Origin of the sequence: Kitasatospora sp. NPDC050463 (assembly GCF_040655255.1) — a bacterium.
Classification (GTDB): Bacteria; Actinomycetota; Actinomycetes; order Streptomycetales; family Streptomycetaceae; genus Kitasatospora.
In genome coordinates this window covers 1-20,241 of the sequence record NZ_JBFAJO010000109.1, presented here as the reverse complement: position 1 = coordinate 20,241, position 20,241 = coordinate 1, and the positions used below count along the sequence as shown (strand labels likewise).

At 73.9% G+C, this 20,241-nt stretch carries 16 protein-coding genes; 9 read left to right on the top strand and 7 right to left on the bottom strand.

The genetic code is table 11. The annotated features are described in order from the left end of the window. Window positions 1–258: 258 nt before the first annotated feature. Window positions 259–1,026, top strand: coding sequence for a sortase (locus tag AB0J08_RS37845; RefSeq protein ID WP_360643440.1), 768 nt, complete (start codon window positions 259–261; stop codon window positions 1,024–1,026). Window positions 1,027–1,306: 280 nt separating this feature from the next. Here AB0J08_RS37845 and AB0J08_RS37840 read toward each other — a convergent pair whose 3' ends face one another. Continuing rightward, complete coding sequence (locus tag AB0J08_RS37840; RefSeq protein WP_360643437.1) at window positions 1,307–4,186, bottom strand: hypothetical protein; 2,880 nt, start codon at window positions 4,184–4,186, stop codon at window positions 1,307–1,309. Between the two features lie 467 nt (window positions 4,187–4,653). Here AB0J08_RS37840 and AB0J08_RS37835 point away from each other — a divergent pair, with 467 nt between their 5' ends. The 3 genes from AB0J08_RS37835 to AB0J08_RS37825 all read left to right on the top strand — a co-directional run bounded on the left by AB0J08_RS37835 (window position 4,654) and on the right by AB0J08_RS37825 (window position 6,805). Continuing rightward, entirely contained in the window at window positions 4,654–5,598 is a 945-nt protein-coding gene (locus AB0J08_RS37835) for an ABC transporter permease (protein ID WP_360643434.1), read from the top strand. Between the two features lie 107 nt (window positions 5,599–5,705). Further along, on the top strand, window positions 5,706–6,155 hold the full coding sequence (locus AB0J08_RS37830) for an NTP pyrophosphohydrolase (protein ID WP_360643432.1): 450 nt from the start codon (window positions 5,706–5,708) through the stop codon (window positions 6,153–6,155). A gap of 227 nt (window positions 6,156–6,382) precedes the next feature. Then, window positions 6,383–6,805: a carboxymuconolactone decarboxylase family protein gene (locus AB0J08_RS37825; protein WP_360643429.1), complete on the top strand. Its 423-nt coding sequence runs from the start codon at window positions 6,383–6,385 to the stop codon at window positions 6,803–6,805. A gap of 82 nt (window positions 6,806–6,887) precedes the next feature. Here AB0J08_RS37825 and AB0J08_RS37820 read toward each other — a convergent pair whose 3' ends face one another. Next, the gene (locus tag AB0J08_RS37820; RefSeq protein WP_360643426.1) at window positions 6,888–7,349 is read right to left on the bottom strand and encodes a MarR family transcriptional regulator; all 462 of its coding nucleotides are present in this window, start codon (window positions 7,347–7,349) and stop codon (window positions 6,888–6,890) included. Further along, window positions 7,346–7,840 carry a MarR family transcriptional regulator gene (locus tag AB0J08_RS37815; protein ID WP_360643423.1) on the bottom strand — a complete coding sequence of 165 codons (495 nt, stop codon included), beginning with the start codon at window positions 7,838–7,840 and terminating at the stop codon, window positions 7,346–7,348. The genes AB0J08_RS37820 and AB0J08_RS37815 overlap by 4 nt, the downstream gene beginning before the upstream one ends. Window positions 7,841–8,111: 271 nt before the next feature. Between AB0J08_RS37815 and AB0J08_RS37810 the strand changes: the two genes are divergently transcribed. From AB0J08_RS37810 to AB0J08_RS37800, 3 genes are all read left to right on the top strand, one after another. Next, window positions 8,112–9,047 carry a SigB/SigF/SigG family RNA polymerase sigma factor gene (locus AB0J08_RS37810; RefSeq protein ID WP_360643421.1) on the top strand — a complete coding sequence of 312 codons (936 nt, stop codon included), beginning with the start codon at window positions 8,112–8,114 and terminating at the stop codon, window positions 9,045–9,047. Between the two features lie 225 nt (window positions 9,048–9,272). Further along, complete coding sequence (locus AB0J08_RS37805) at window positions 9,273–13,301, top strand: HAMP domain-containing protein (RefSeq protein WP_360643418.1); 4,029 nt, start codon at window positions 9,273–9,275, stop codon at window positions 13,299–13,301. A gap of 46 nt (window positions 13,302–13,347) precedes the next feature. Next, window positions 13,348–15,804 carry a SpoIIE family protein phosphatase gene (locus AB0J08_RS37800; protein WP_360643415.1) on the top strand — a complete coding sequence of 819 codons (2,457 nt, stop codon included), beginning with the start codon at window positions 13,348–13,350 and terminating at the stop codon, window positions 15,802–15,804. 28 nt (window positions 15,805–15,832) lie between these two features. Here the strand turns inward: AB0J08_RS37800 and AB0J08_RS37795 are convergent, their stop codons facing one another. Next, the gene (locus AB0J08_RS37795; RefSeq protein ID WP_360643412.1) at window positions 15,833–16,534 is read right to left on the bottom strand and encodes an NUDIX domain-containing protein; all 702 of its coding nucleotides are present in this window, start codon (window positions 16,532–16,534) and stop codon (window positions 15,833–15,835) included. Further along, window positions 16,531–16,914 (bottom strand): DUF4406 domain-containing protein, encoded by a 384-nt coding sequence (locus AB0J08_RS37790; RefSeq protein ID WP_360643409.1) that lies wholly within the window; start codon window positions 16,912–16,914, stop codon window positions 16,531–16,533. The genes AB0J08_RS37795 and AB0J08_RS37790 overlap by 4 nt, the downstream gene beginning before the upstream one ends. A gap of 49 nt (window positions 16,915–16,963) precedes the next feature. Between AB0J08_RS37790 and AB0J08_RS37785 the strand changes: the two genes are divergently transcribed. Beyond that, window positions 16,964–17,722: a DeoR/GlpR family DNA-binding transcription regulator gene (locus AB0J08_RS37785; RefSeq protein WP_360643407.1), complete on the top strand. Its 759-nt coding sequence runs from the start codon at window positions 16,964–16,966 to the stop codon at window positions 17,720–17,722. 303 nt (window positions 17,723–18,025) lie between these two features. Here AB0J08_RS37785 and AB0J08_RS37780 read toward each other — a convergent pair whose 3' ends face one another. Together AB0J08_RS37780 and AB0J08_RS37775 are read right to left on the bottom strand one after the other, a co-directional pair. Then, complete coding sequence (locus AB0J08_RS37780) at window positions 18,026–18,553, bottom strand: NUDIX hydrolase family protein (protein ID WP_360643443.1); 528 nt, start codon at window positions 18,551–18,553, stop codon at window positions 18,026–18,028. A 124-nt stretch (window positions 18,554–18,677) separates the two neighbouring features. Beyond that, window positions 18,678–19,664 (bottom strand): zinc-binding dehydrogenase, encoded by a 987-nt coding sequence (locus tag AB0J08_RS37775; RefSeq protein ID WP_360643404.1) that lies wholly within the window; start codon window positions 19,662–19,664, stop codon window positions 18,678–18,680. Window positions 19,665–19,751: 87 nt separating this feature from the next. Here AB0J08_RS37775 and AB0J08_RS37770 point away from each other — a divergent pair, with 87 nt between their 5' ends. Continuing rightward, window positions 19,752–20,096: a metalloregulator ArsR/SmtB family transcription factor gene (locus AB0J08_RS37770; RefSeq protein ID WP_360643401.1), complete on the top strand. Its 345-nt coding sequence runs from the start codon at window positions 19,752–19,754 to the stop codon at window positions 20,094–20,096. The last annotated feature ends 145 nt before the right edge of the window (window positions 20,097–20,241 follow it).

Genomic DNA, 20,241 nt, shown 5'->3' with positions numbered 1-20,241 from the left:
TGGCGCCGACCGCACGGCGCCACCGCCGGGCTCACGGACGGGTGGGGTGTCGCACGTGGCGACGGCGCCCCGGTGGCGGGCGTGAACCCCGCCCGCCCTCGCGGGGGCGGGCCGTGCGGCGCGAGCCGGCCCCGGAACGGCGAAGATAACGAGGAGAGAACACTTGGGCGCTCGCGCCCGATCGGCCCGCCACCGGGCACCCCCGGCGAGGCACCATGGGCGGCCCGACCCGCACCACCCCCGACATCCAGGACCGCCATGCCCGCACCACCCGTCCCCACGTTCGCGCTCGCCGCAGCGGCCCTTGCCGTGCTCGCCGGCTGCGCGGGCCACGGCGGCGCCGGGACGACGGAGGGTCCGACCCCCGCCGTGTCGGCCCCCGCGAGCCCTGCCACCGCGTCGTCGATGCCCAGCCCTTCCACGAGCGCGTCCCCGGCTGCTCCCTCCACCCCGGTTGCTCCCTCCACCCCGGCCGTCACCGGGCTCCCGGGCGCCGCCGCCACCGTCGTCCGTACCGAGGTCGCCACCCTCGCCATCCCCTCGATCGGCCTGGCCGGACTGAAGGTGATGCCCTACCCGGGCACGATGGACGACGGGCCCGGTACCCGGATCCAGAACACCGGGGCGGCCGCCAGCCCGTACGGCGAGGAGGGGGGCGTCGGCCCGGGCGAAGTCGGCAACTTCCTGGTCGCGGCACACCGCCTCTCGGCCGGCGGCCCGCTGCGCGACCTCCCGTCAGTGAGCGACGGCGCTGTCGTGCTGGTCACCGTGCACGGCACCGAGTACGAGTACGTGATCACGGGCACCAGGACCACCTCGTTCCGCTCCCAGCAGTCCCTGGCCGAGCAACGCGCCGCCGTCCCGGGCCGCCCGGGCGAGCAGGCGGTCCAACCGATGATCACGATCTCGACCTGCGCCACCCCGGAGGACAACGCCGTCGGCAACCGCTGGCGGGACGCGAACGGCAACCCCGAGCACCGGATCGACAAGATCGGCGTCCTGCGCGCCACCCGCCCCGCCGGCTGACCCCCGTCTCCCCCCTACCGATCGCCAGCGACGGGGCGCGCACCGCTCTCGGCTCGGCCACAGCGGCGGCCGAAGCCCCGACGGCAACGCCTTCACCCCCTCGACGGGCCCCGGTCCTCCGGACCCCGGTACTCGGCTTCCGGGCGGGGCTCCTGCCCCGGGGCCGAAGATTCTTCGGCACCAGTCGGTTAGCGACCGTCACTTCGAGCGGTGAGAACCGAAGGATTTCCCGTCAGCCGCCAGCCGCCGCCCGTCGCTCCCCCGTCACGGTCAGAGCCGGTCAGGGGCGGTCACCGAGCCGGAGGTGGGTGGCGAGCTGGCGGCGGCCACCGGTCAGCGCCTCGGCAACGACCGCGAGCGAGGCCAGCACCGCGAAAGCCACCGCCGGCAGGGTAAGCGGCCCCGCCGCAGCACGCAGGCCGGCCGGCACCGGGGCCCCGACCAGCGTGGACAGGTCGACCGCCGGGCCGAGCAGGACGACGGCCGCCAGCGCGGCCAGGGCGCCGCCGGCCGCGGCCGCCAGGGTCTGCGGCAGCGTCTCGGCGAGGACGAGCGCGAGGCCCTGCCGGGAACGCAGGCCCATCGTGCGCAACCGGGCCAGCAGGGCGGCGCGGTCGGGCGCGGCGCGCAGCAGGGTGAGGAGCACGGCGAGCAGGGTGAGGGCGCCGGCCGCCACGACGGCGTGCAGGAAGAGACGACCGGCGGCGTGCTGGAGGGGATCCCTGGCGAGGTCGATGGTGACGGCGGCGCTGGTGCGGGTGAGGTAGCCGTTGCGCAGGGCGTCGGGATCGTTGCCGACCACGGCGCTGGGCGCGGTCGACCCGGGCGGCGGGGCGCCGGGATCGGCGAGGACGGAAGGCGGCAGTTCGTGGACCAGCCGGGCGAGCGCCGGTTCGTCGACGGGACCGACGGCGAACCAGTCGGTGACCCGGGCGAGTTCCGGCAGCACCTCGGCGGCGGGGGTGGGCAGGACGACGAAGGGTCGGGTGGCTCCGGGCAGAGCGGGGGTCGCGTCGACCGTGCCGGCGTGGACGGTGAGTACCTCGCCACCGCTGGGCAACCGCAGGCGGTGGCCGCCGGGACCGAGATGGCGCGCGAGGTCCGCGCTGAACAGAGCGGGAACGGTGGGCGCCCCGGCGGCGGGACCGGCCGGCCCGGCACCGGCCGGCCCGGCACCGGCGGGAGCGACGGCCAGCACGGCCGGGTCGAACACGCCCGCCCCGACGACGCGTGCGATCCGCGCGTACGCCTGCGGTTCGGCGACGACCAGGGTGACCTGGGTGGCGCCCGGATCGACGCCCGCGCGGGCGACCGGGACGCCTTCGAGCAGGAACGCCTCGCTCTCCAGCCGGACTCCGGTCGCGGCCCTCACGCCCGGCAGGGCGGCGGCCGCCCGGACGAAACCGGGCGGCAGCGTGGCACCGGCCGGCGCCATGACGGAGGCGTCCGCGCCGACGATCAGCCGGGCGGCCCGCTGCCGGGCCGAGTCGACCCCCTCCAGCACACTGGCGCCGAAGCCCGCGGTGGTGACGGCGAGGACCAGGGCGAGCAACGGCAGCACGGAAGGACGGGGCCGGCCATCGGTGCCCCGGGCGGCGCGGGCCAGTCCCAGGAAGCCCACCGTCCCGCGGCCACGGGCGGCCGCGCGGGCCAGGATGCCGGAGAGGTGGGGCAGCAGTCGTGCCAGCAGCAGCGCCGCGGTCAGGGCGATCAGCAGCGGCGCCGCGACGAGCAACAGGTCGGGGCCGGCGTTCGGCGGCGCGGTGCCGCGCCGCCTGACGCCCGTCACCGCGGCGGCGGTCAGGACGAGAAGGGCGAGTTCGGCGATCATCCGGCCGCGCCGCAGGGCCCCGCCGGGGTGGCGGGCCGGTGACAGCGCGGCCCGGACGGGGGCCGCGAGCAGCGCGGACACGGTGACCACCAGTGCGGCCGTCACCGCCGCCGTCCAGCGCGGGGTCGGCCACAGCCACAGCGCCAGCGCGGTGGCCGCCACCGCCGCCGGCAGCACGGCCACCGCGCTCTCCCCGCTCAGCCGCATCAGTACGCCGGCGCCGGAAGCGCCCCGGGCCCGGAGCAGCCGGAGTTCCGCGCCGCGCCGCTGCATGGTGAGCGCGGTGGCCAGCGCCAGGACCACACCCGCCACCCCCGCGACTGCCGCCGGGCCGACCAGGGCCAGCGGCGCGACAGCGGCCTGGCGCACCACCGCCCGCTCCAGATGGCCGGGCAGCCGGGACGTCGTCGCCAGATCCGAGCGCCCGGTCGCGGCGACCAGCCCGGTGGCGGTCGGCCCCGTCATGAACGCGGCGATGTCCCGCCGAACCCCTGCCAGCCGGTCCGCGCGCAGCGCACCGATGTCCACCGGCAGCCGCCAGAAGTCACGGACGTGGTGCCCCCAGACGGCGAGGGCAGCCAGGTCGTCACCCCCGACCACCGCGGCGGTGTGCCAGTGCCGGACGTTCGGGTCGTCGAGCGAACGCTCCAGGCAGGCCCGGCCGGTGCACGGCAGGTCGGCCCAGAACGGATCGGCCGGGTCCGTGACGGTGTAGAAGCCGGTCACCCGTACCTGCCGGGGCGGCACGGAGTCGTCTCCGAGGACGTCGCCGAGACGGATCTTGATCTTCTCCGCCGCGTCCAGGGCGACCGCGATCGGAATCGGCTCACCGGTGGTGGCACCGCCGGACGGCCAGGCGCCCGCCACCAAGGTCGAGTGCTCGGCGAAACCGTGCAGGTAGAGCAGGTTCAGCGTGGGCGGGGAGATCCCGTCCGGACGGTCCAGGCCCGCCGTGGTCAACGCACGAAGCCGAACCCCCTCGGCACCGAACACCGGCCCCGAAGGCGCCACCGGGAAGCCCGCACCCGTCCGGGCCAGCAGCTCACCCGCCACCGACTCCAGGTCCGCCGCGCTCTCACCCCGGTTGTCGCGGGGCGCGGCGGTGGTCAGCAGGCTCGTCTCCAACGGGCCCCGGTCGTGCAGGAAGTCACGCAGTGCCGCATCCGCGCCACGGTCCAGGACCCGGGGGAACACCGCCGCCAGGAACACCAGCGCGAAGGCGAGCCCCGCGGTGAGCAGCGCCGCCCAGGGCGCCGTGCGCAGCCTCGTACGCACCCACCGGGCCGGCCGGTGGTCACCGCCGGCCACGGAACGGGCGGGGCTGGTCACATGGTCCTCCGTCGAACGGGACGGCGGTCGTCGACGATCCGTCACCCGATGAGCGGCCGATCCTGTCAGACGGCCCCGCGCGGCGGAAGACGCTGTTGGGAACCCGGACCGAAGAGGCAGTCCGGGGACGGACGAACGGGCAGACAACCCGCCTGCGCCCCGGCAGCCGACTCCGGATCAGGCGGACCGCCGGGTGCGGGCGCCGGGTGTCGGCGGCGCCTTCGCCGGGGCGGGGGCGCCGGGGAGGGCGGTGGCCCGGCCGGTCAACCGGAGAGCGCGCTCCGCGCGTCGCTTCCGGTACGACTGAACCGGGCCCGTCGACCGCCCCGTTCTCACCTCGGGGGCAACGCCGTCCCGCCCCCGCCACCAGGCCCCGTCCGGCCGACCCCGGGCCGGTGGACCCGGTCGAGGCCCGGCTCCTCTCGCCCGCCTCGCCCGCCTCGCCCGCCCGAACGTACGGAGGTCCGATGGGCCGCTATGTCATCCGTCGGCTGCTACAGGCGCTCCCCGTGCTGATCGGCGCGACGTTCCTGCTCTATGCCGTGGTCTTCGCGCTGCCCGGCGACCCGGTGCAGGCGCTGGCCGGCGACAGGCGCGTCAATCCGCTCGTGGCGGAGATGATCCGCCAGAAGTACCACCTGAACGACCCGTTCCTCCTCCAGTACTGGTACTACATCTCGGGAGTCTTCCAGGGCGACCTCGGAGAGAGCCTGACCGGCCGCTCGGTCGGCGACATGATCGGCGAGTCCTTCCCCTACACCGTGAACCTCTCCCTGGTGGCCTTCGTCATCGAGGCGGTCATCGGTGTCCTGGCGGGCGTCCTGGCGGCGCTGCGCAAGGGCGGCTTCCTGGACCAGCTGGTCCTGGTCAGCACGCTGTTCGTGATCTCGGTCCCGGTCTTCGTCACCGGCTTCGTGCTCCAGCTGCTGCTGGGCGTGAAACTCAAGACCGACTACGGCATCGACGTCTTCCCCGTCTCCTTCAACGACGAGGACGGGCTGCGGGCCTACCTGCTGCCCGCGTTCGTGCTGGCGTCCACCTCACTGGCCTACGCGGCCCGACTGACCCGCACCAGCCTGATGGAGACCATGCGCGCGGACTACGTCCGCACCGCGGTCGCCAAGGGCCTGAAGCGCCGTCGGGTGATCGGCCGGCACGCCCTGCGCAACGCGCTGATCCCGATCGTCACCTTCCTCGGCGTCGACCTCGGCGGTCTGATGGGCGGCGCGGTCATCACCGAGAGCATCTTCAACGTGCACGGCATCGGCGGTCTGCTCGCCCGTGCCGTGTACCAGAAACAGGGCACGATCGTCATCGGCGTGGTGACGCTGCTGGTGCTGGTCTACCTGCTCACCAACCTGCTCGTGGACCTGCTGTACGCCGTGCTCGACCCGAGGATCCGCTACGAGTGACGGGCCCTGCCCCTCGGTGGGGGCTCCTGGCCGACACCTCGGCGCCGGCGCCTCGGCGCGAGTGCCTCGCCGGCGCGCGAGGGCCGGGCGTGGCAGGCTTGCGGGCCATGGGTGAGCGTGATGTCGGCGGGGCGGACGGGTCGGTGCCGCTGCTGGTGGTGGATGCCGCCAATGTGGTGGGTTCGGTGCCCGATGGGTGGTGGCGGGACCGCCGGGGTGCGGCCGAGCGGCTGCGCGACGCGTTGGTCGTCGTCGCGCGGCACGGACCGGCGGACCGGGACGGGGCGGGTACCGGCCCGGTGGAGGTGGTGCTGGTCGTGGAAGGCGCCGCCCGCGGGGTGCCCTGGGTCCCCGGGGTCCGGGTCGTCGCCGCACCCGGGTCCGGCGACGACCGGATCGTCGGACTGGTCGAGGAGGCGCTGGCCGCCCGGCCGTGGCGGGACTGCCTGGTCGTCACCGCGGACCGCGGCCTGCGTGCCCGCGTCACCGCCCTCGGCGCCGGAGTACTCGGTCCGCGTACGGTGTGGCCGGCCCGGTCGGCCCCGTCGGAGGGTTGAGCGATCGACCGCGAGTATTCGTGTCAAGGAATATTCACTGGCCGGCCAGGCCCTGGGCGATCCGCCACGGGCGACGAGGGCCCCTGGCCAGAGCCGCCGGCGAGGGCGGCCAACGGGCGGTGGGCATGTCGGAGTTGAGTTCGAGCGCACTCCAAGTTCTACGGTCTTGCCAGGACCGGGCACCACGAAGAAGGTGCCGGCGCACCACCGGAAACGGAGCCACCGCCATGACCATCCCCCCGAACGTCGCCGAGACCCGGCAGGACCGCTACGACCGCGGCATCGAGGTGCTGACCCGGATCGACGGCGAGGCGGGTCAGCGGGTGGTCGACGCGCTGGCCGGGATCAGCCCCGAGCTCGGCCACCAGATCGTCGCCTGGGGATTCGGCGAGATCTACCAGCGCCCCGGGCTCGCGCCGCGCGACCGCCAGTTGGTGACCCTGGGCATGCTCACCGCGCTCGGCGGCTGCGAAGCCCAGCTGGACGTCCACATCAACGCCTCCCTCAATGTCGGCCTCACCCCCGAGGAGATCATCGAGGCACTGCTGCACTCCGCCGCCTACTGCGGCTTCCCGAAGGCCCTCAACGCCACCTTCGTCGCCAAGAAGGTCTTCACCGAGCGCGGCCTCCTGCCGGTCGCGGCCGACTGAGGCCCCGGAGGGCCGGCCGGTCGATCGCGACCGGTCGGTCGGCCAGTCGGCCACTCCGTCAGTCCGTCAGTCGGCCGGTCCGTCAGTCGGTCAGCGCCGCAAGCTCCGCATTGGCGCGCTCGGCGACCAGGGCGAGGACGCGGCCGGCGGCGGCGAGGTCCTCGGCGGGTATCGCGCCCCAGATGCGGGCGGTGACGGGGGCGGTCTGCGCGCCGACGGCGGCGAGCAGCTCGCGCCCCGCGTCCGTGGGGCGGAGGTGGGCACCGTCCGCGACGAGCAGCTGCCTGGCCACCAGCTCGTCGACGGTGGCGCGGGCGTCGGCCGGATCGGCCTTGAGGGAGCCCCGGAGCTGGGCGACGAGCTGGTCGGCCGTCTGCGGGGCGTCGGCGGTGACGGCGGCGCGCAGGGCGATCTGCTGCTGGAAGGTGATGCCGTGCCGGGCCAGGACGTGCTCCAGGACGCCGCGGGCGGCGTAGTGGGCCAGGCCGAGGGCGCGGGCGTCGGCGACGGGCGCGGTGGCTGCGGTGGCTGCGGTGGTGGTCATGGTGTTGCCCCCTGAGTGCTGTCGTCGTTCGGTAGGGATGGTGCGAGAGGTACATCGAGCAGGGTCGTCAGCTCGTCGGTGAAGGCGCGCGTCCGCGGGGCGTCGAGGCCGCCGAGCGGCTCCAGCAGCTGCTGATGCAGTTGCTGGACCACCGCGACGGCCTGCCGTGTGACGGCCAGGCCCTGGTCGGTGAGGGCGAGCTGAACGGCGCGCGGATCACGGGGGTCGCGGGTGCGTTCGATCAGGCCGGCCGACTCCAGCGCGCGCGCCAGCTTCGAGACGTAGAGCGCCTCCAGTCCGGTGTGGTCGGCGAGCCGGCGCTGACTGGGCCGCTCGCCGGCGCGCTGCATGCCGTGCAGCGACGCGACCAGTGAGTACTGCGCGTGGGTGAGGCCCAGCGGAGCCACCGCGCGATCGACCGCGACGCGCCACTTGTTGGCGAGCCGCCATACCAGGAAGCCGGGCGTGGGGCCCGTTGAATCCTTGCTCATGCCACATAGAGTACATGGCTATTATGTCCATGGCTACTATTGCGGCGGACGGCACGGGCGCGATGGACCGTACGGCCGGAACTTCGCTGCGGTGTCGATCCCGCGCACCGGAAGCGGCGGCCGGGCAGTTCGCCGAGCCGGCTGCCGACGAGGAATGTGACGACGGGGTGCAGATGGTGGGTCCTCATGGCGAAGGGAGGCCTGTTCGGGTCGAGGCGGGGCACGTGAGTCCCGTCGTCCCGAGCGAGTGATCACCAGCAGAGGAGAGAGCATGCCGACCGTCGCGTCCCGCCCTTCGACCGCTGCCCGCACCCACGGTTCCTCGGCCCTCGCGGCCGGTCCGGTCGTGACCGGCGCCGAGGTGACCGGTTCAGCCGACTTCGCCCGGGTGGCCGCACAGCTGGGGATCGCGGCGGACCGGCCGGCGCAGGTGTGCCCGGCGGACGCGCGCGAGCTGTCGAAGGTGCTGTTCGCCCGCCTGCGCGCGGCCGAGGAGGGCACCGCCGAGTACTCGTACGTCCGCGGCACCCTGGTCGAACTGAACATGGCCCTGGTGAAGTTCGCGGCGAGCCGGTTCACCCACCGCAAGGAACCGGTCGAGGACATCATCCAGGTCGGCACGATCGGCCTGATCAAGGCCATCGACCGCTTCGACCCGGCGTTCGGGGTCGAGTTCTCCACGTTCGCGCTGCCGACCGTGCGCGGGGAGATCAAGCGGTTCTTCCGCGACACCGGCTGGATGGTGCACGTCCCCCGCCGTCTGCAGGAGCTGCGGCTGACGCTCGCCAGGACCAGTGACGCGATGGAACAGTTGCTGGACCGCGCCCCCACCCCCGCCGAGCTGGCCGCGCACCTGGACCTGACCGAGGACGAGGTGCGTGAGGGCCTGATCGCCTCCCGGGCGGAGAGCGTCGGCTCACTCGACGCCCCGCCGCCCGGAAGGGACCGGGCGGACGGCGGCGACGCGCTGGGCGACCGGATCGCGCGGGAGGAGGGCGCCTTCGAGACCGTGCTCTGCCTGGAGACCCTCAAGCCGCTCATCGCCGCCCTGCCGGAGCGTGATCGCACCCTCCTCTCCCTGCGCTTCGGCGCCGAACTGACCCAGGGGGAGATCGGCCGCCGGCTGGGCATCTCGCAGATGCACGTGTCCCGGCTGCTCACCCGCATCCTGGCGGGCCTTCGCACCGAGCTCCTGGCCGAGGCCTGAGCGCGCCGGGAGCGGCCGCCGCCCCTCGTCGGGCCCAGGAGCGGCCCCGGGAACAGGCCCCAGGAGGTTCGCCCCCACCCGGAGCGGGTGCGGTAGCGTCCCTGACGGTACGGACGGATGCCCGGCACGGCTTCGCGGCACGGCCCCTGGCCTGGTGCGGAGCCGGAGCGGGCGTTGACGGTGACGGGCCCACGGCCCGGCACCCTAGGAGGAAGCGGCGTCCTGATGGCCGGCACGACGAAGCCCCAGGCACAGCACACGACGAGCGGCACCGCACAGGTCGACGAAGCGGACCTGCGGCGCCTGCTCGCCGGGCTGACCGCCGTACGCGACGGCAACTTCGGAACCCGGCTGCCCGGCGACGCCGACGGCCTGCTGGGCGAGATCGCCACCGTGTTCAACGGCATGGTCGACCAGCTCTCGCTGTTCACCTCCGAGGTGACCCGGGTAGCCCGCGAGGTCGGCACCGAGGGCCGGCTCGGCGGCCAGGCGGCGGTGCCCGGCGTGTCGGGGACGTGGAAGGACCTGACCGACTCCGTCAACGCGATGGCCGGCAATCTCACCACCCAGGTCCGCGACATCGCCCAGGTCGCCACCGCCGTCGCCAAGGGCGACCTCTCCCAGAAGATCGACGTCGCCGCCCGCGGCGAGATCCTGGAACTCAAGAACACCGTCAACACCATGGTCGACCAACTGTCCTCGTTCGCCGCCGAGGTGACCCGGGTCGCCCGCGAGGTCGGCAGCGAGGGCCGGCTCGGCGGACAGGCCCGGGTCCCGGGAGTCGCGGGCACCTGGCGGGACCTCACCGAGTCGGTCAACGTGATGGCCGACAACCTCACCGCGCAGGTCCGCTCCATCGCCGAGGTGACCACCGCCGTCGCCCAGGGCGACCTGTCGCAGAAGATCCGGGTGGACGCCCGCGGCGAGATCCTGGAGCTGAAGGAGACCATCAACACGATGGTCGACCAGCTGTCCGCGTTCGCGGACGAGGTGACCCGGGTGGCGGGCGAGGTCGGCACCGAGGGCAACCTCGGCGGCCAGGCCACCGTCCGCGGCGCCTCCGGCACGTGGAAGGACCTCACCGACAACGTCAACGTGATGGCCTCCAACCTCACCGGCCAGGTCCGCTCCATCGCGCAGGTGGCCACCGCCGTCGCCAAGGGCGACCTGTCGCAGAAGATCAACGTGGAGGCCAAGGGCGAGGTCGCCGCGCTGGCCGGCGTCATCAACACCATGGTCGACACGCTCTCCGCCTTCGCGGACGAAGTGACCAGGGTGGCCCGCGAGGTCGGCACCGAGGGCACCCTCGGCGGGCAGGCACGCGTCCCGAACGTGGCCGGCACCTGGAAGGACCTCACCGACAACGTCAACTTCATGGCGCACAACCTCACCAGCCAGGTCCGCAACATCGCCCAGGTCACCACCGCGGTCGCCCGGGGTGACCTCACCCGCAAGATCGACGTGGACGCGCGCGGCGAGATCCTGGAACTCAAGACCACCATCAACACCATGGTCGACCAGCTGAGCGCCTTCGCCGCCGAGGTGACCCGGGTGGCGCGCGAGGTCGGCAGCGAGGGCCGGCTCGGCGGACAGGCCGAGGTCGAGGGCGTCTCCGGCACCTGGAAGCGGCTCACCGAGAACGTCAACGAGCTGGCCGGCAACCTCACCCGCCAGGTCCGCGCGATCGCGGAGGTCACCGGCGCGGTCGCCGAGGGCGACCTGACCCGCTCGATCACCATGGACGCCTCCGGCGAGGTCGCCGACCTCAAGGACAACATCAACTTCATGGTGGAGTCCCTGCGCGAGACCACCCGGGCCAACGAGGACCAGGACTGGCTCAAGTCGAACCTCGCCCGGCTCTCCGCCCTGATGCAGGGCCGGCGCGACCTCCCCGTCGTCGCCGAACTGATCATGGACGAGATCACCCCGCTCGTCTCCGCCCAGTACGGCGCCTTCTACCTCGCCGAGGACACCGGCGAATCCACCGTCCTCACCCTGATCGGCTCCTACGCCTTCCCGGCCGGCACGACCCCGACCCGCTTCCGGCTCGGCGAGTCCTTCGTGGGCCAGGCCGCCCGCAGTCGACGCACGATCGCCGTGGACCGGCTGCCGGCCGGCTACGTGAGCGTCTCCTCGGGCCTGGGCCGGGCAGAACCGACCTCGCTGATCGTGCTGCCGATCGTCGTCGAGGGCCAGGTGCTGGGCGTCATCGAACTCGCCGCCGTGCAGGACTTCACTCCGGTGCACCGGGCCTTCCTCGAACAGCTGATGGAGACCATCGGCGTCAACGTGAACACCATCGTCGCCAACGCCCGCACCGACGAGCTGCTCGGCGAGTCCCAGCGCCTCACCTCCGAGTTGCAGGTCCGCTCCGCGGAGCTCCAGGCCCGGCAGGAGGAACTGCAGTCCTCCAACGCCGAACTGGAGGACAAGGCCGCCCTCCTGGCCGCCCAGAACCGGGACATCGAGACCAAGAACCTGGAGATCGAGCAGGCCCGCCAGGAACTGGAGGACCGCGCGCACCAGCTCTCCCTGGCCTCCACCTACAAGTCGGAGTTCCTGGCCAACATGAGCCACGAGCTGCGCACCCCGCTCAACAGCCTGCTGATCCTCGCCCAGCTCCTCGCCCAGAACCCCACCCGCAACCTGACGGCCAAGCAGGTCGAGTACGCCGGGATCATCCACTCCGCCGGCTCCGACCTGCTCCAGCTGATCAACGACATCCTCGACCTGTCCAAGGTTGAGGCCGGGAAGATGGACGTCACCCCGGAGCACATCCCGCTGCGCAAGCTGCTCGACTACGTCGAGGCCACGTTCCGGCCGTTGACCAGCCAGAAGAGCCTGGCCTTCCAGATCACCACCGGCCCCGGCGTACCCGCGGGGCTGCTCACCGACGACTACCGGCTGCGGCAGGTCCTGCGGAACCTCCTGTCCAACGCCGTGAAGTTCACCGAGCGGGGCAGCGTCGACCTGCGCATCGAGGTGGCGGACGACGCGCGGGTACCGGAGGTCGCCCGCCGCGACGAAGGCCCGGTGATCGCCTTCCACGTCGTGGACACCGGCATCGGGATCGACCCCCAGCACCTGGAGAGCGTCTTCGGCGCGTTCCAGCAGGCCGACGGCACCACCAGCCGCAAGTACGGCGGCACCGGCCTGGGCCTGTCCATCAGCCGGGAGATCGCCTTCCTCCTCGGCGGCGCCATCACGGCCCGGAGCGCTCCGGGCCGGGGCAGCACCTTCTCGCTCTACCTGCCCGCGACCCGGGCGGAGTTCGTCGAACCGGGCACCGAGAACCCGCAGAGGACCAGGGAGCCGGGCACGACCGGGCCGGCCGGGCACGACCGGACGGACCCGACCGGGACGACCGGCACGACCGGCACGCCGGAGGTCGTCCAGCCCAAGAGGCTGCTGGTCATCGAGGAGCGCCGGCGCGGCCTGCTCTCCCTCGTCTCGGAGAGCGCCGTCGCCGACCTGGCCGGGCACGCCGACCTCGGCGGACCCCGCGGTGCCGTCGAGGTCATCACCACGGTCGGCGCCCGGGAGGCGGCCGAGACGCTCGCCGCGACGCCTTGCCACTGCGTGGTCCTGGAGCTGGACCTGCCGGACGGCGCGGCGCTGGACTTCCTGGAGGAGATGGCACGCGACGCCGCACTGCACGGCGTGCCCGTCCTGGCCCACGACAACCGGCGGCTCAGCACCGAACAGGAGCGGCTGCTACAGGGCCGCGCCGCCACCCAACCACTGGAACTGCTGTCCAGCCTGGACGAGTTGCGTGAGCGCATCGCCCTGCACCTGAGGGCGGACCGGCCCGGCGACGTGCTGCCACCGGTACGCGCCGAGGACGCCGCCGCCCCGCTCCCCCAGGACGTCGACGGCTCGCTCGCGGGCCGCACCGTGCTCGTCGTCGACGACGACGACCGCAACCTGTACGCCCTCACCGGGATCCTGGAGCTGCACGGCATGCTCGTCCTGCAGGCCGAGAACGGACGCGCCGCGATCGACACCCTCACCCGCAACGCCGGGGTCGACCTGATCCTGATGGACGTCATGATGCCGGAGATGGACGGCTACGCCGCCACCACGGCCATCCGGGCCATGCCCGCGTACGCCGATCTGCCGATCATCGCCGTCACCGCGAAGGCGATGATCGGCGACCGCGAGAAGAGCCTCGCCTCCGGCGCCAGCGACTACGTCACCAAGCCGGTCGACGCCCGCGACCTCATCGCCTGCATCCAGCGGTGGCTGCGCCCGTAGCGGATCCGGCCACTCCGTCCGAACCGCGCGACCCGAGGAGAGACCGATGCGCGACCGCCAACCGCCTCGGGGCACCGAAGACCGAGCCCGCCCCGCGGCGAACCGCGGCGACGCCCCGAACCCGCCGCCCGCCCGGTCCGCACGGCCCGTCGCCGTCCAACGGGCACCGGGCGAGCACCCCCCGGAGAAGCCGCTCGACTCCGGCGTCGTCGGCCGTCTGACCGTCACCGTCGAGCGGCTGCGCCGTGAACTCACCGTGGCGCGGGCCGAGGCCGACGGCCGGGCGCTGGTCGAACTCGCCAAGGGAATCCTGGTCGAGCGACTGGGCTACGGTCCCGCCGACGCCTTCCGACAGCTCGAAGACCTCGCGGGCCAGTCGAACCTGTCCGTGCTGGAGCTGGCGGCCGACCTGGTCAACCAGGCCTCGCACGACCGGATCGCCGACGTCGCCCGCGAGTTCCTGGCCTCCACCGGCGAGCCGTCCGTGGGCGTCCGGCTGCGCAGCGCCGAGACCGGCATGCTCGGCGCCGACGACGTCCAGGCGGTCGCCCACTCGGCCCTCGAACACGCTCTGCGGCCGCTCGGGGCCCAGGCGGTGGCGATCTGGACGGCCAACTCCGACCAGTCGCTGACCCTGGCGGGCAGTGCCGGCTTCGCGGACGAGGAGGCGATCCGCTGGCGTCACGTCCCGCCGGGCGTGCCCGTCCCGGCGCGCCGCGCCCTGACCGAACGCGGCCCCGCGGTCTACGAGTCGCTGGCCGCGGCGGGGCTTCCCTCGATCGGTCAGCGGGAGTTCGGGGGCGGACGGCTGGCGGTGCCGGCCGGAGCGGGCGGCCGGATCACCGGCGTCCTGGAGGTCTGCTGGAGTGGCGACCTTCCGCCGCAGTCGCAGTCACTGCAACGGCAGTTCGAGGCGCTGGCCGAGCTGTGCGCCACCGCCCTGGAGTCCCGGCCGGCCGCCGCAGGCGGCGACGGCGTCGACCCGCAGACCGCCGACCTGTTGGAGCTGGTCCACGGCCTGCACGATCCCTGCCTGGTCATGCGACCGGACGTCGACGCGACCGGCCGGGCGGCCGACTACCTGATCCTGCACGTCAACCCTCACTTCGAGGACTTCGCCGGCCGGCCGCGCAGCGCCATCGTCGGCGCCCGGCTGCTGGAGGCGTATCCGCTGGCCGCCGAGCCGGGCGGCCTCTTCGAGAAGATCGAACACGTCCTGGCGACCGGTGAATCGTTCCGCTCGCCGGGGATGAGCCTCTCCGCGCTGGTCGACGGCGTCCCGCTGACCACCCGGGCCCGGGTGAGCATCAGCCGGCACGGGACCAGCGCCGTCGTCGTCTGGCGGACCGAGGACGGTACCGCGCGCGTCGCCAGCCTGCTCCAGCACGCCCAGCGCCTCGGGCGCATCGGCGGCTTCGAGGAGAACCTGCACACCGGCGAGATCGTCTGGAACGACACCCTGTTCGACCTCCACGGCCTCCCGCCCCACGCCGACCCCGTCCGGCTGGAACGCCTGCCCGCCCACGCGCACCCCGACGACGGACTCACCATCGGCCGGTTCCTGCGCACCCTGCTGCACCACCAGCGGCCCGCCTCCACGGCGTTCCGCCTCCAGCGCGCCGACGGCATCGCCCGGCACATCCGGGTGGTCGCCGAACCCGTCCTCGACGCCGACGCCCGCATCACCGCCGTCCGCGGCGCCTACCAGGACGTCTCCGCCCAGCACTGGACCGAGGTCGCGCTCGCCGCCACCCGCGACCAGCTCGCCCACACCGAGCAGCAGGCCGCCGAACGCAACCGGCTCGCCCTGCAGTTGCAGCACGCCATCATGCCGCCCAGCCGCGGCCCGCTGGACCTCCACGACCTGAACGTGGCGGTGCGCTACCGGCCCGCCGAGAAGGACCACCTGGTCGGCGGCGACTGGTACGACGCCCTCGCCCTGCCCACCGGCCAGGTACTCCTGTGCGTGGGCGACGTCGCCGGGCACGGCATCGAAGCCGCCACCGGCATGGTCGCGCTGCGCAACGCCCTGCGCGGCCTGGCCGCCACCGGCGCCGGCCCGGGCCAGCTGCTGGGCTGGCTCAACACCGTGACCCACCATCTGACCGACAACGTCACCGCGACGACCGTCTGCGCCCTGTACCAGCCGCGGACCCGGACCCTGCGCTGGGCCAGGGCCGGCCACCTCCCGCCCATCCTGGTGCGCGACGGCCGGGCGACCGAGCTGCCCACCGTCTCCGGGATCCTGCTGGGCGCGATCGACCAGGCCGACTACGAGGAGGGCGAGATCCGGCTGGAGGCCGGGGACACCCTGATGATGTACACCGACGGCCTGATCGAGCGCCGGGACCGCTCCCTGGAGCAGTCGCTGCACGACCTGCTGACCACCGCCGGGGCAGCGGACGGCCTCACGGAACTCGACCGCCGGCTCGACCACCTCCTGCGGTACAGCAGTTCCGACACCGACGACGACACCTGCCTGATCGGGGTCACCGTCCGCTGACCCGACTCCCCGTCCGTGGGGCTCCCGGCTACGCCGCGGAGTCCGGCGGCCGGGTGGGGCCGGCCGGCGCGGGGGCGAAGGGCCCGTCCAGAGCCGCCCACTGCAGCAGCAGGATGGTCTTGCCGTCGGCTATCCGTCCGTCGCGGGTCATGGCGAGGGCCTCGGCGAAGGGGAGTTCGAGGACCTCGATGTCCTCGCCGTCCTCCTCCAGCCCGCCGCCGGTCCCGGTCCGGTCCGCCGGGGTGTAGGCGGCGGCGAAGAAGTGCAGCCGCTCGGTGACGGAACCGGGGCTCATGTAGGCGTCGAGGACGTGGGTGAGCGGGCCGAGTGCGACGCCGAGCTCCTCGGCGCTCTCGCGCCGGACGGCCGTCGGCGGGTCGTCCGCGTCGAGCAGCCCCGCCGCGGCTTCGACGAGCATGCCGTCGGGGTGGTCGTTCACGTAGGCGGGGTAGCGGAACTGGCGGGTGAGCAGGACGCAGCGGCGATCGGCGTCGTACGGCAGGACGACCGCTCCGTTGCCGCGGTCGTAGGTCTCGCGCTGCTGGGTGACCCAGCGTCCGTCGCGGCGGCGGTGGTCGAAGGTGGTGCGGCGCAGCACGTGCCAGCCGCGGGAGGTGAGTTCGACCTCGCGGATCACGACGTCGGGGTTGCGGTCCAGGCCGCGTCCGGCGCTGTCGAGGCCGGTGCGGCCACGGTGGTCGGGGCTGTCGATGCCGGGGCGGGGCGTCACGCCGCCTCCTCGGGTGCGCGGGGCGGGATCTGTGCGACGTCGTGGTAGACGGGCAGGCCGCGGCGGCGGGCGGTGGCGACGTCCTGGTCGGCTCCGGCGGAGTCGCCGGGCAGGCGCAGCACGGCGTCGCAGTGCGCGAGCAGACGATCGGCGGTCGGGTAGAGCACCTGGTCGGCGAGCGGGTCGGTGGGGCCCGCGCCGGCCGAGCGCAGGACGGGCAGGGCGATCCACTCCCCGATCACGGGGAGGTGGCCGGTGGCGAACACGGGCCACGCGGCGGCTTCGAGACGCGCGAGGTTGGCGGCCATGGCCTGCGGGTCGCCGTCGGTGCCGGAGCGGTAGGGCCCGGCGATCAGGATGAGCATGGGCTTGTCGGTCATGAGGCGCTACGATACATGCAGAAACAGGCAAGAACAGGAGAGAATGCGGATGCTGGCTGCTGAACGGCGTGACCACCTGCTGGGTTTGCTCGCCCGGGAGGGCAAGGTCGTCGCCAAGGACGTCGCCGCCGAACTGGGGATCTCCGAGGACAGCGTGCGGCGCGACCTGCGCGATCTCGCGGCCGAGGGGCTCTGCCAGCGGGTCTACGGCGGAGCACTGCCCGTCTCGCCGGCCGTGGCGGACTACGCGGCCCGGCAGAGCGTGGCCCCCACCGGCAAGCGCAAGGTCGCCGCGGTGGCCGCCGGACTGGTGCGGCACGGCGGTGCACTGATCCTCGACGGCGGCACCACCGCCCTCGCCGTCGCCCACGCCCTCCCGCAGGACCTCGCCTGCACCGTGATCACCCACAGCCCGACGATCGCCGCGGCCCTGCTCGACCACCCGACGGCGGAGATCTTCCTGCTCGGGGGCCGCATCTTCAAGCACTCGGCCGTCGCCTGCGGAGCCGCCGCGGTCGAGGCCGCCCAGAACGTCTCCGCCGACCTCTGCCTGCTCGGCGTCACGGGTGTGCACCCGGAGGCGGGCCTGACCACCGGCGACGCCGAGGAGGCCGCGATGAAACGCGCCCTGGCCGCACGGGCCGCGGACACCTACGTCCTCGCCTCCTCCGAGAAGATCGGCACGGCTTCGCGGTTCCGCGTCCTGCCCTGGGAGGAGGTCAGCGGCCTGATCACCGATGCCGACCGCCATGACGCGGTCGTCGAACAGCTCACGGCGCGCGGCGTGGAGATCCTCACGACCGGCTGACGACCGGTACCCGCGGGCCGGACGCCCGCGGCTTACGGGGCGCCCTCACATGCAGGCCTGGGGTTCAGGGGTGTACCCACCTCGGAACCCGACACCCCTGGGCCGGACCCGAAACCCTCGGGTCCGGCCGGCCCGGGCGGTCATCGGTGATCCGCCCGCCCAGGCCGGGGCCGACGATCCCGCCGCCCCGCGCCGAGCTCCGGACGGACGGCCGCCCCGGCCGCCGCACCCTCCTGCGGCCGGGCGACGTACGGTCCGGAGGAGCGTGCGGCGGCCGTCGCGCCGACGGCGTGCGGCCGGGGTTCAGACCAGGCAGCCGACATGCGCGAGGGCCCGCTTGAGCAGCGCCCCCTGCCCGCCGGGCATCTCCTGCTGCACCAGCGGCGATGCGGCCTCCTCCGGGCTGAACCAGACGAGGTCGAGCGCGTCCTGTCGCGGCCGGCAGTCGCCGGCCACCGGGATGATGTAGGCGAGGGACACCGCGTGCTGGCGGGGGTCGTGGAACTCGGTGACGCCCAGGGTGGGAAAGTACTCGGCGACGGTGAACGGCTGCAGCGAGGCCGGGATCCGGGGCAGCGCCACCGGGCCGAGGTCCTTCTCCAGGTGCCGCATCAGCGCGTCGCGGATCCGCTCGTGGTACAGCACGCGGCCCGAGACCAGTGTGCGGCTGACCGTCCCGTCCGGGCCGATCCGCAGCAAAAGCCCGACCTGGGTGACCTCGCCGGCGTCGTCGACGCGGACCGGTACGGCCTCGACGTACAGGATCGGTATCCGGGCGCGCGTGGTCTCGAGTTCGTCGGGGGCGAGCCAGCCTGGCTTGGTTTCCGTCATGTCAGACATTGGCTGATCGTACGTTCCCGGGCCCTCCCCCGGCTGGCGCCCCGCTCGGTCGCCGGTCCGGTTTCGGCCACCCGGTCCGGCCTGCCACCAGCGAGCCGGGCGACCGGGGCGCCGCTCAACCGGCCACGCGCACCACGTACTTCCCGGTGGCCCGGCCGGCCGCCATGGCGTCGTGGGCGGCCGGAACGTCGGCCAGGCCCGGCAGTTCGGTGACCGGCAGGGTGAGCCGACCGTCGGCGAGCAGGTCGAGGGCCCGGCTGATCCCCCGGGCCACCTTGGCCGGGGCGGCGGCCGCCAGGGCGCGGTGGCTGAATCCGGTGACGGTGAGATTGCCGGCGATCAGCCGGCCCAGCGGGGGCAGCGCGTCGACGGCGCCGCCACCCGCGTTGCCGAACAGGACGATCCGACCGCCCGGGGCAGCCAGTTCGAGGTCCAGCTCCAGGGCCTCGGTGCCCAGGGGGTCGAGGACCAGGTCGACGCCCTGCCCGTCGACGGCCGCCCGGACGGCGTCGCCGAGCCGCTCGTCGCGGGCGAACGCGGCGTGGTACCCGGACGCCACGGCCGCCGCCGCCTTCTCCGGGCGGCCCACCGTGCCGATCAGCCGGCCGCCGCCGAGCAGCGGCACCAACTGGGCGATCGCCGCGCCGATGCCGCCGCCGGCCGAGTGCACCAGGACGGTGTCCCCGGCGGTGAAGCGGCCCGCGTCGGTCAGCAGCAGCAGCGCCGTCGCCAGGCCGAGCGGGACGGCCGCGGCCTCGCGCGGGGCGACCCCGGCGGGGAGCGGCACGGTCAGCGCGGCCTCGGCGACCACCACCCCGGCCAGGCCCCCGCCGGCCGGCGCGGCCACCACCGGATCGCCCTCGGCCAGGCCGACGACGCCCTCACCGACCTCCCGGATCCGGCCGGAGACCTCCTTGCCCGGACGGTACGGCCAGGCGGTCACGTACCCGGCGTCGCCCCGACGGGACATCACATCGACGAAGTTCAGCCCCGCGTAGGACACCTCGATCGACACCTGACCGGGGCCGGGGCGTCCTGCCTCGGCCTCCTCCACCCGTGAGTTCTCGGCTCCCCCGGGTGCGGTCATCACCAGTGCGCGCATGTCGGACCCCTCCAGCTACGATGTTCGACGAACGACGAAATTAGTATCACGCAACTTCGATGACTGTCGAACAACGGAGGTCCATCCGTGCCCCGCAGCAGCCGGCGCCGCACCCCGCCGACGCACCCCGCAGCCGAGGAGATCGACCTGCTCGACGTGTTGCACGCCCTGTCCGACCCCACCCGCATGACGATCGTGCGCACCCTGCGCGCCGAGCCCGAACGGGCCTGTGGCACCTTCCCGGTGGACGTCGCGCCGTCCACGCTGAGCCACCACTTCAAGGTGCTGCGCGAGTCCGGCCTGATCCAGCAGCGCGAGGAAGCAAACCGGCGGCTCACCGCGCTGCGCGGCGCCGAGCTGGAACAGCGGTTCCCGGGACTGCTCGACACCGTCCTCGCCGCCTACGACCGCACCGCCGGCGCCGGGGCCTGAGCCGCCGTCATCCGCCGCCCGCGAGTCCATGCCCGGCAGCACGCCGCCGGGCGGCCCCGGTGCCCCCGGTCCGGCTTCCGCACCCCCCGGACCGCCAACGACAGCCGGGGCGTGGGAGGTCGCAGATCGGACGAGCGTCGTGGAG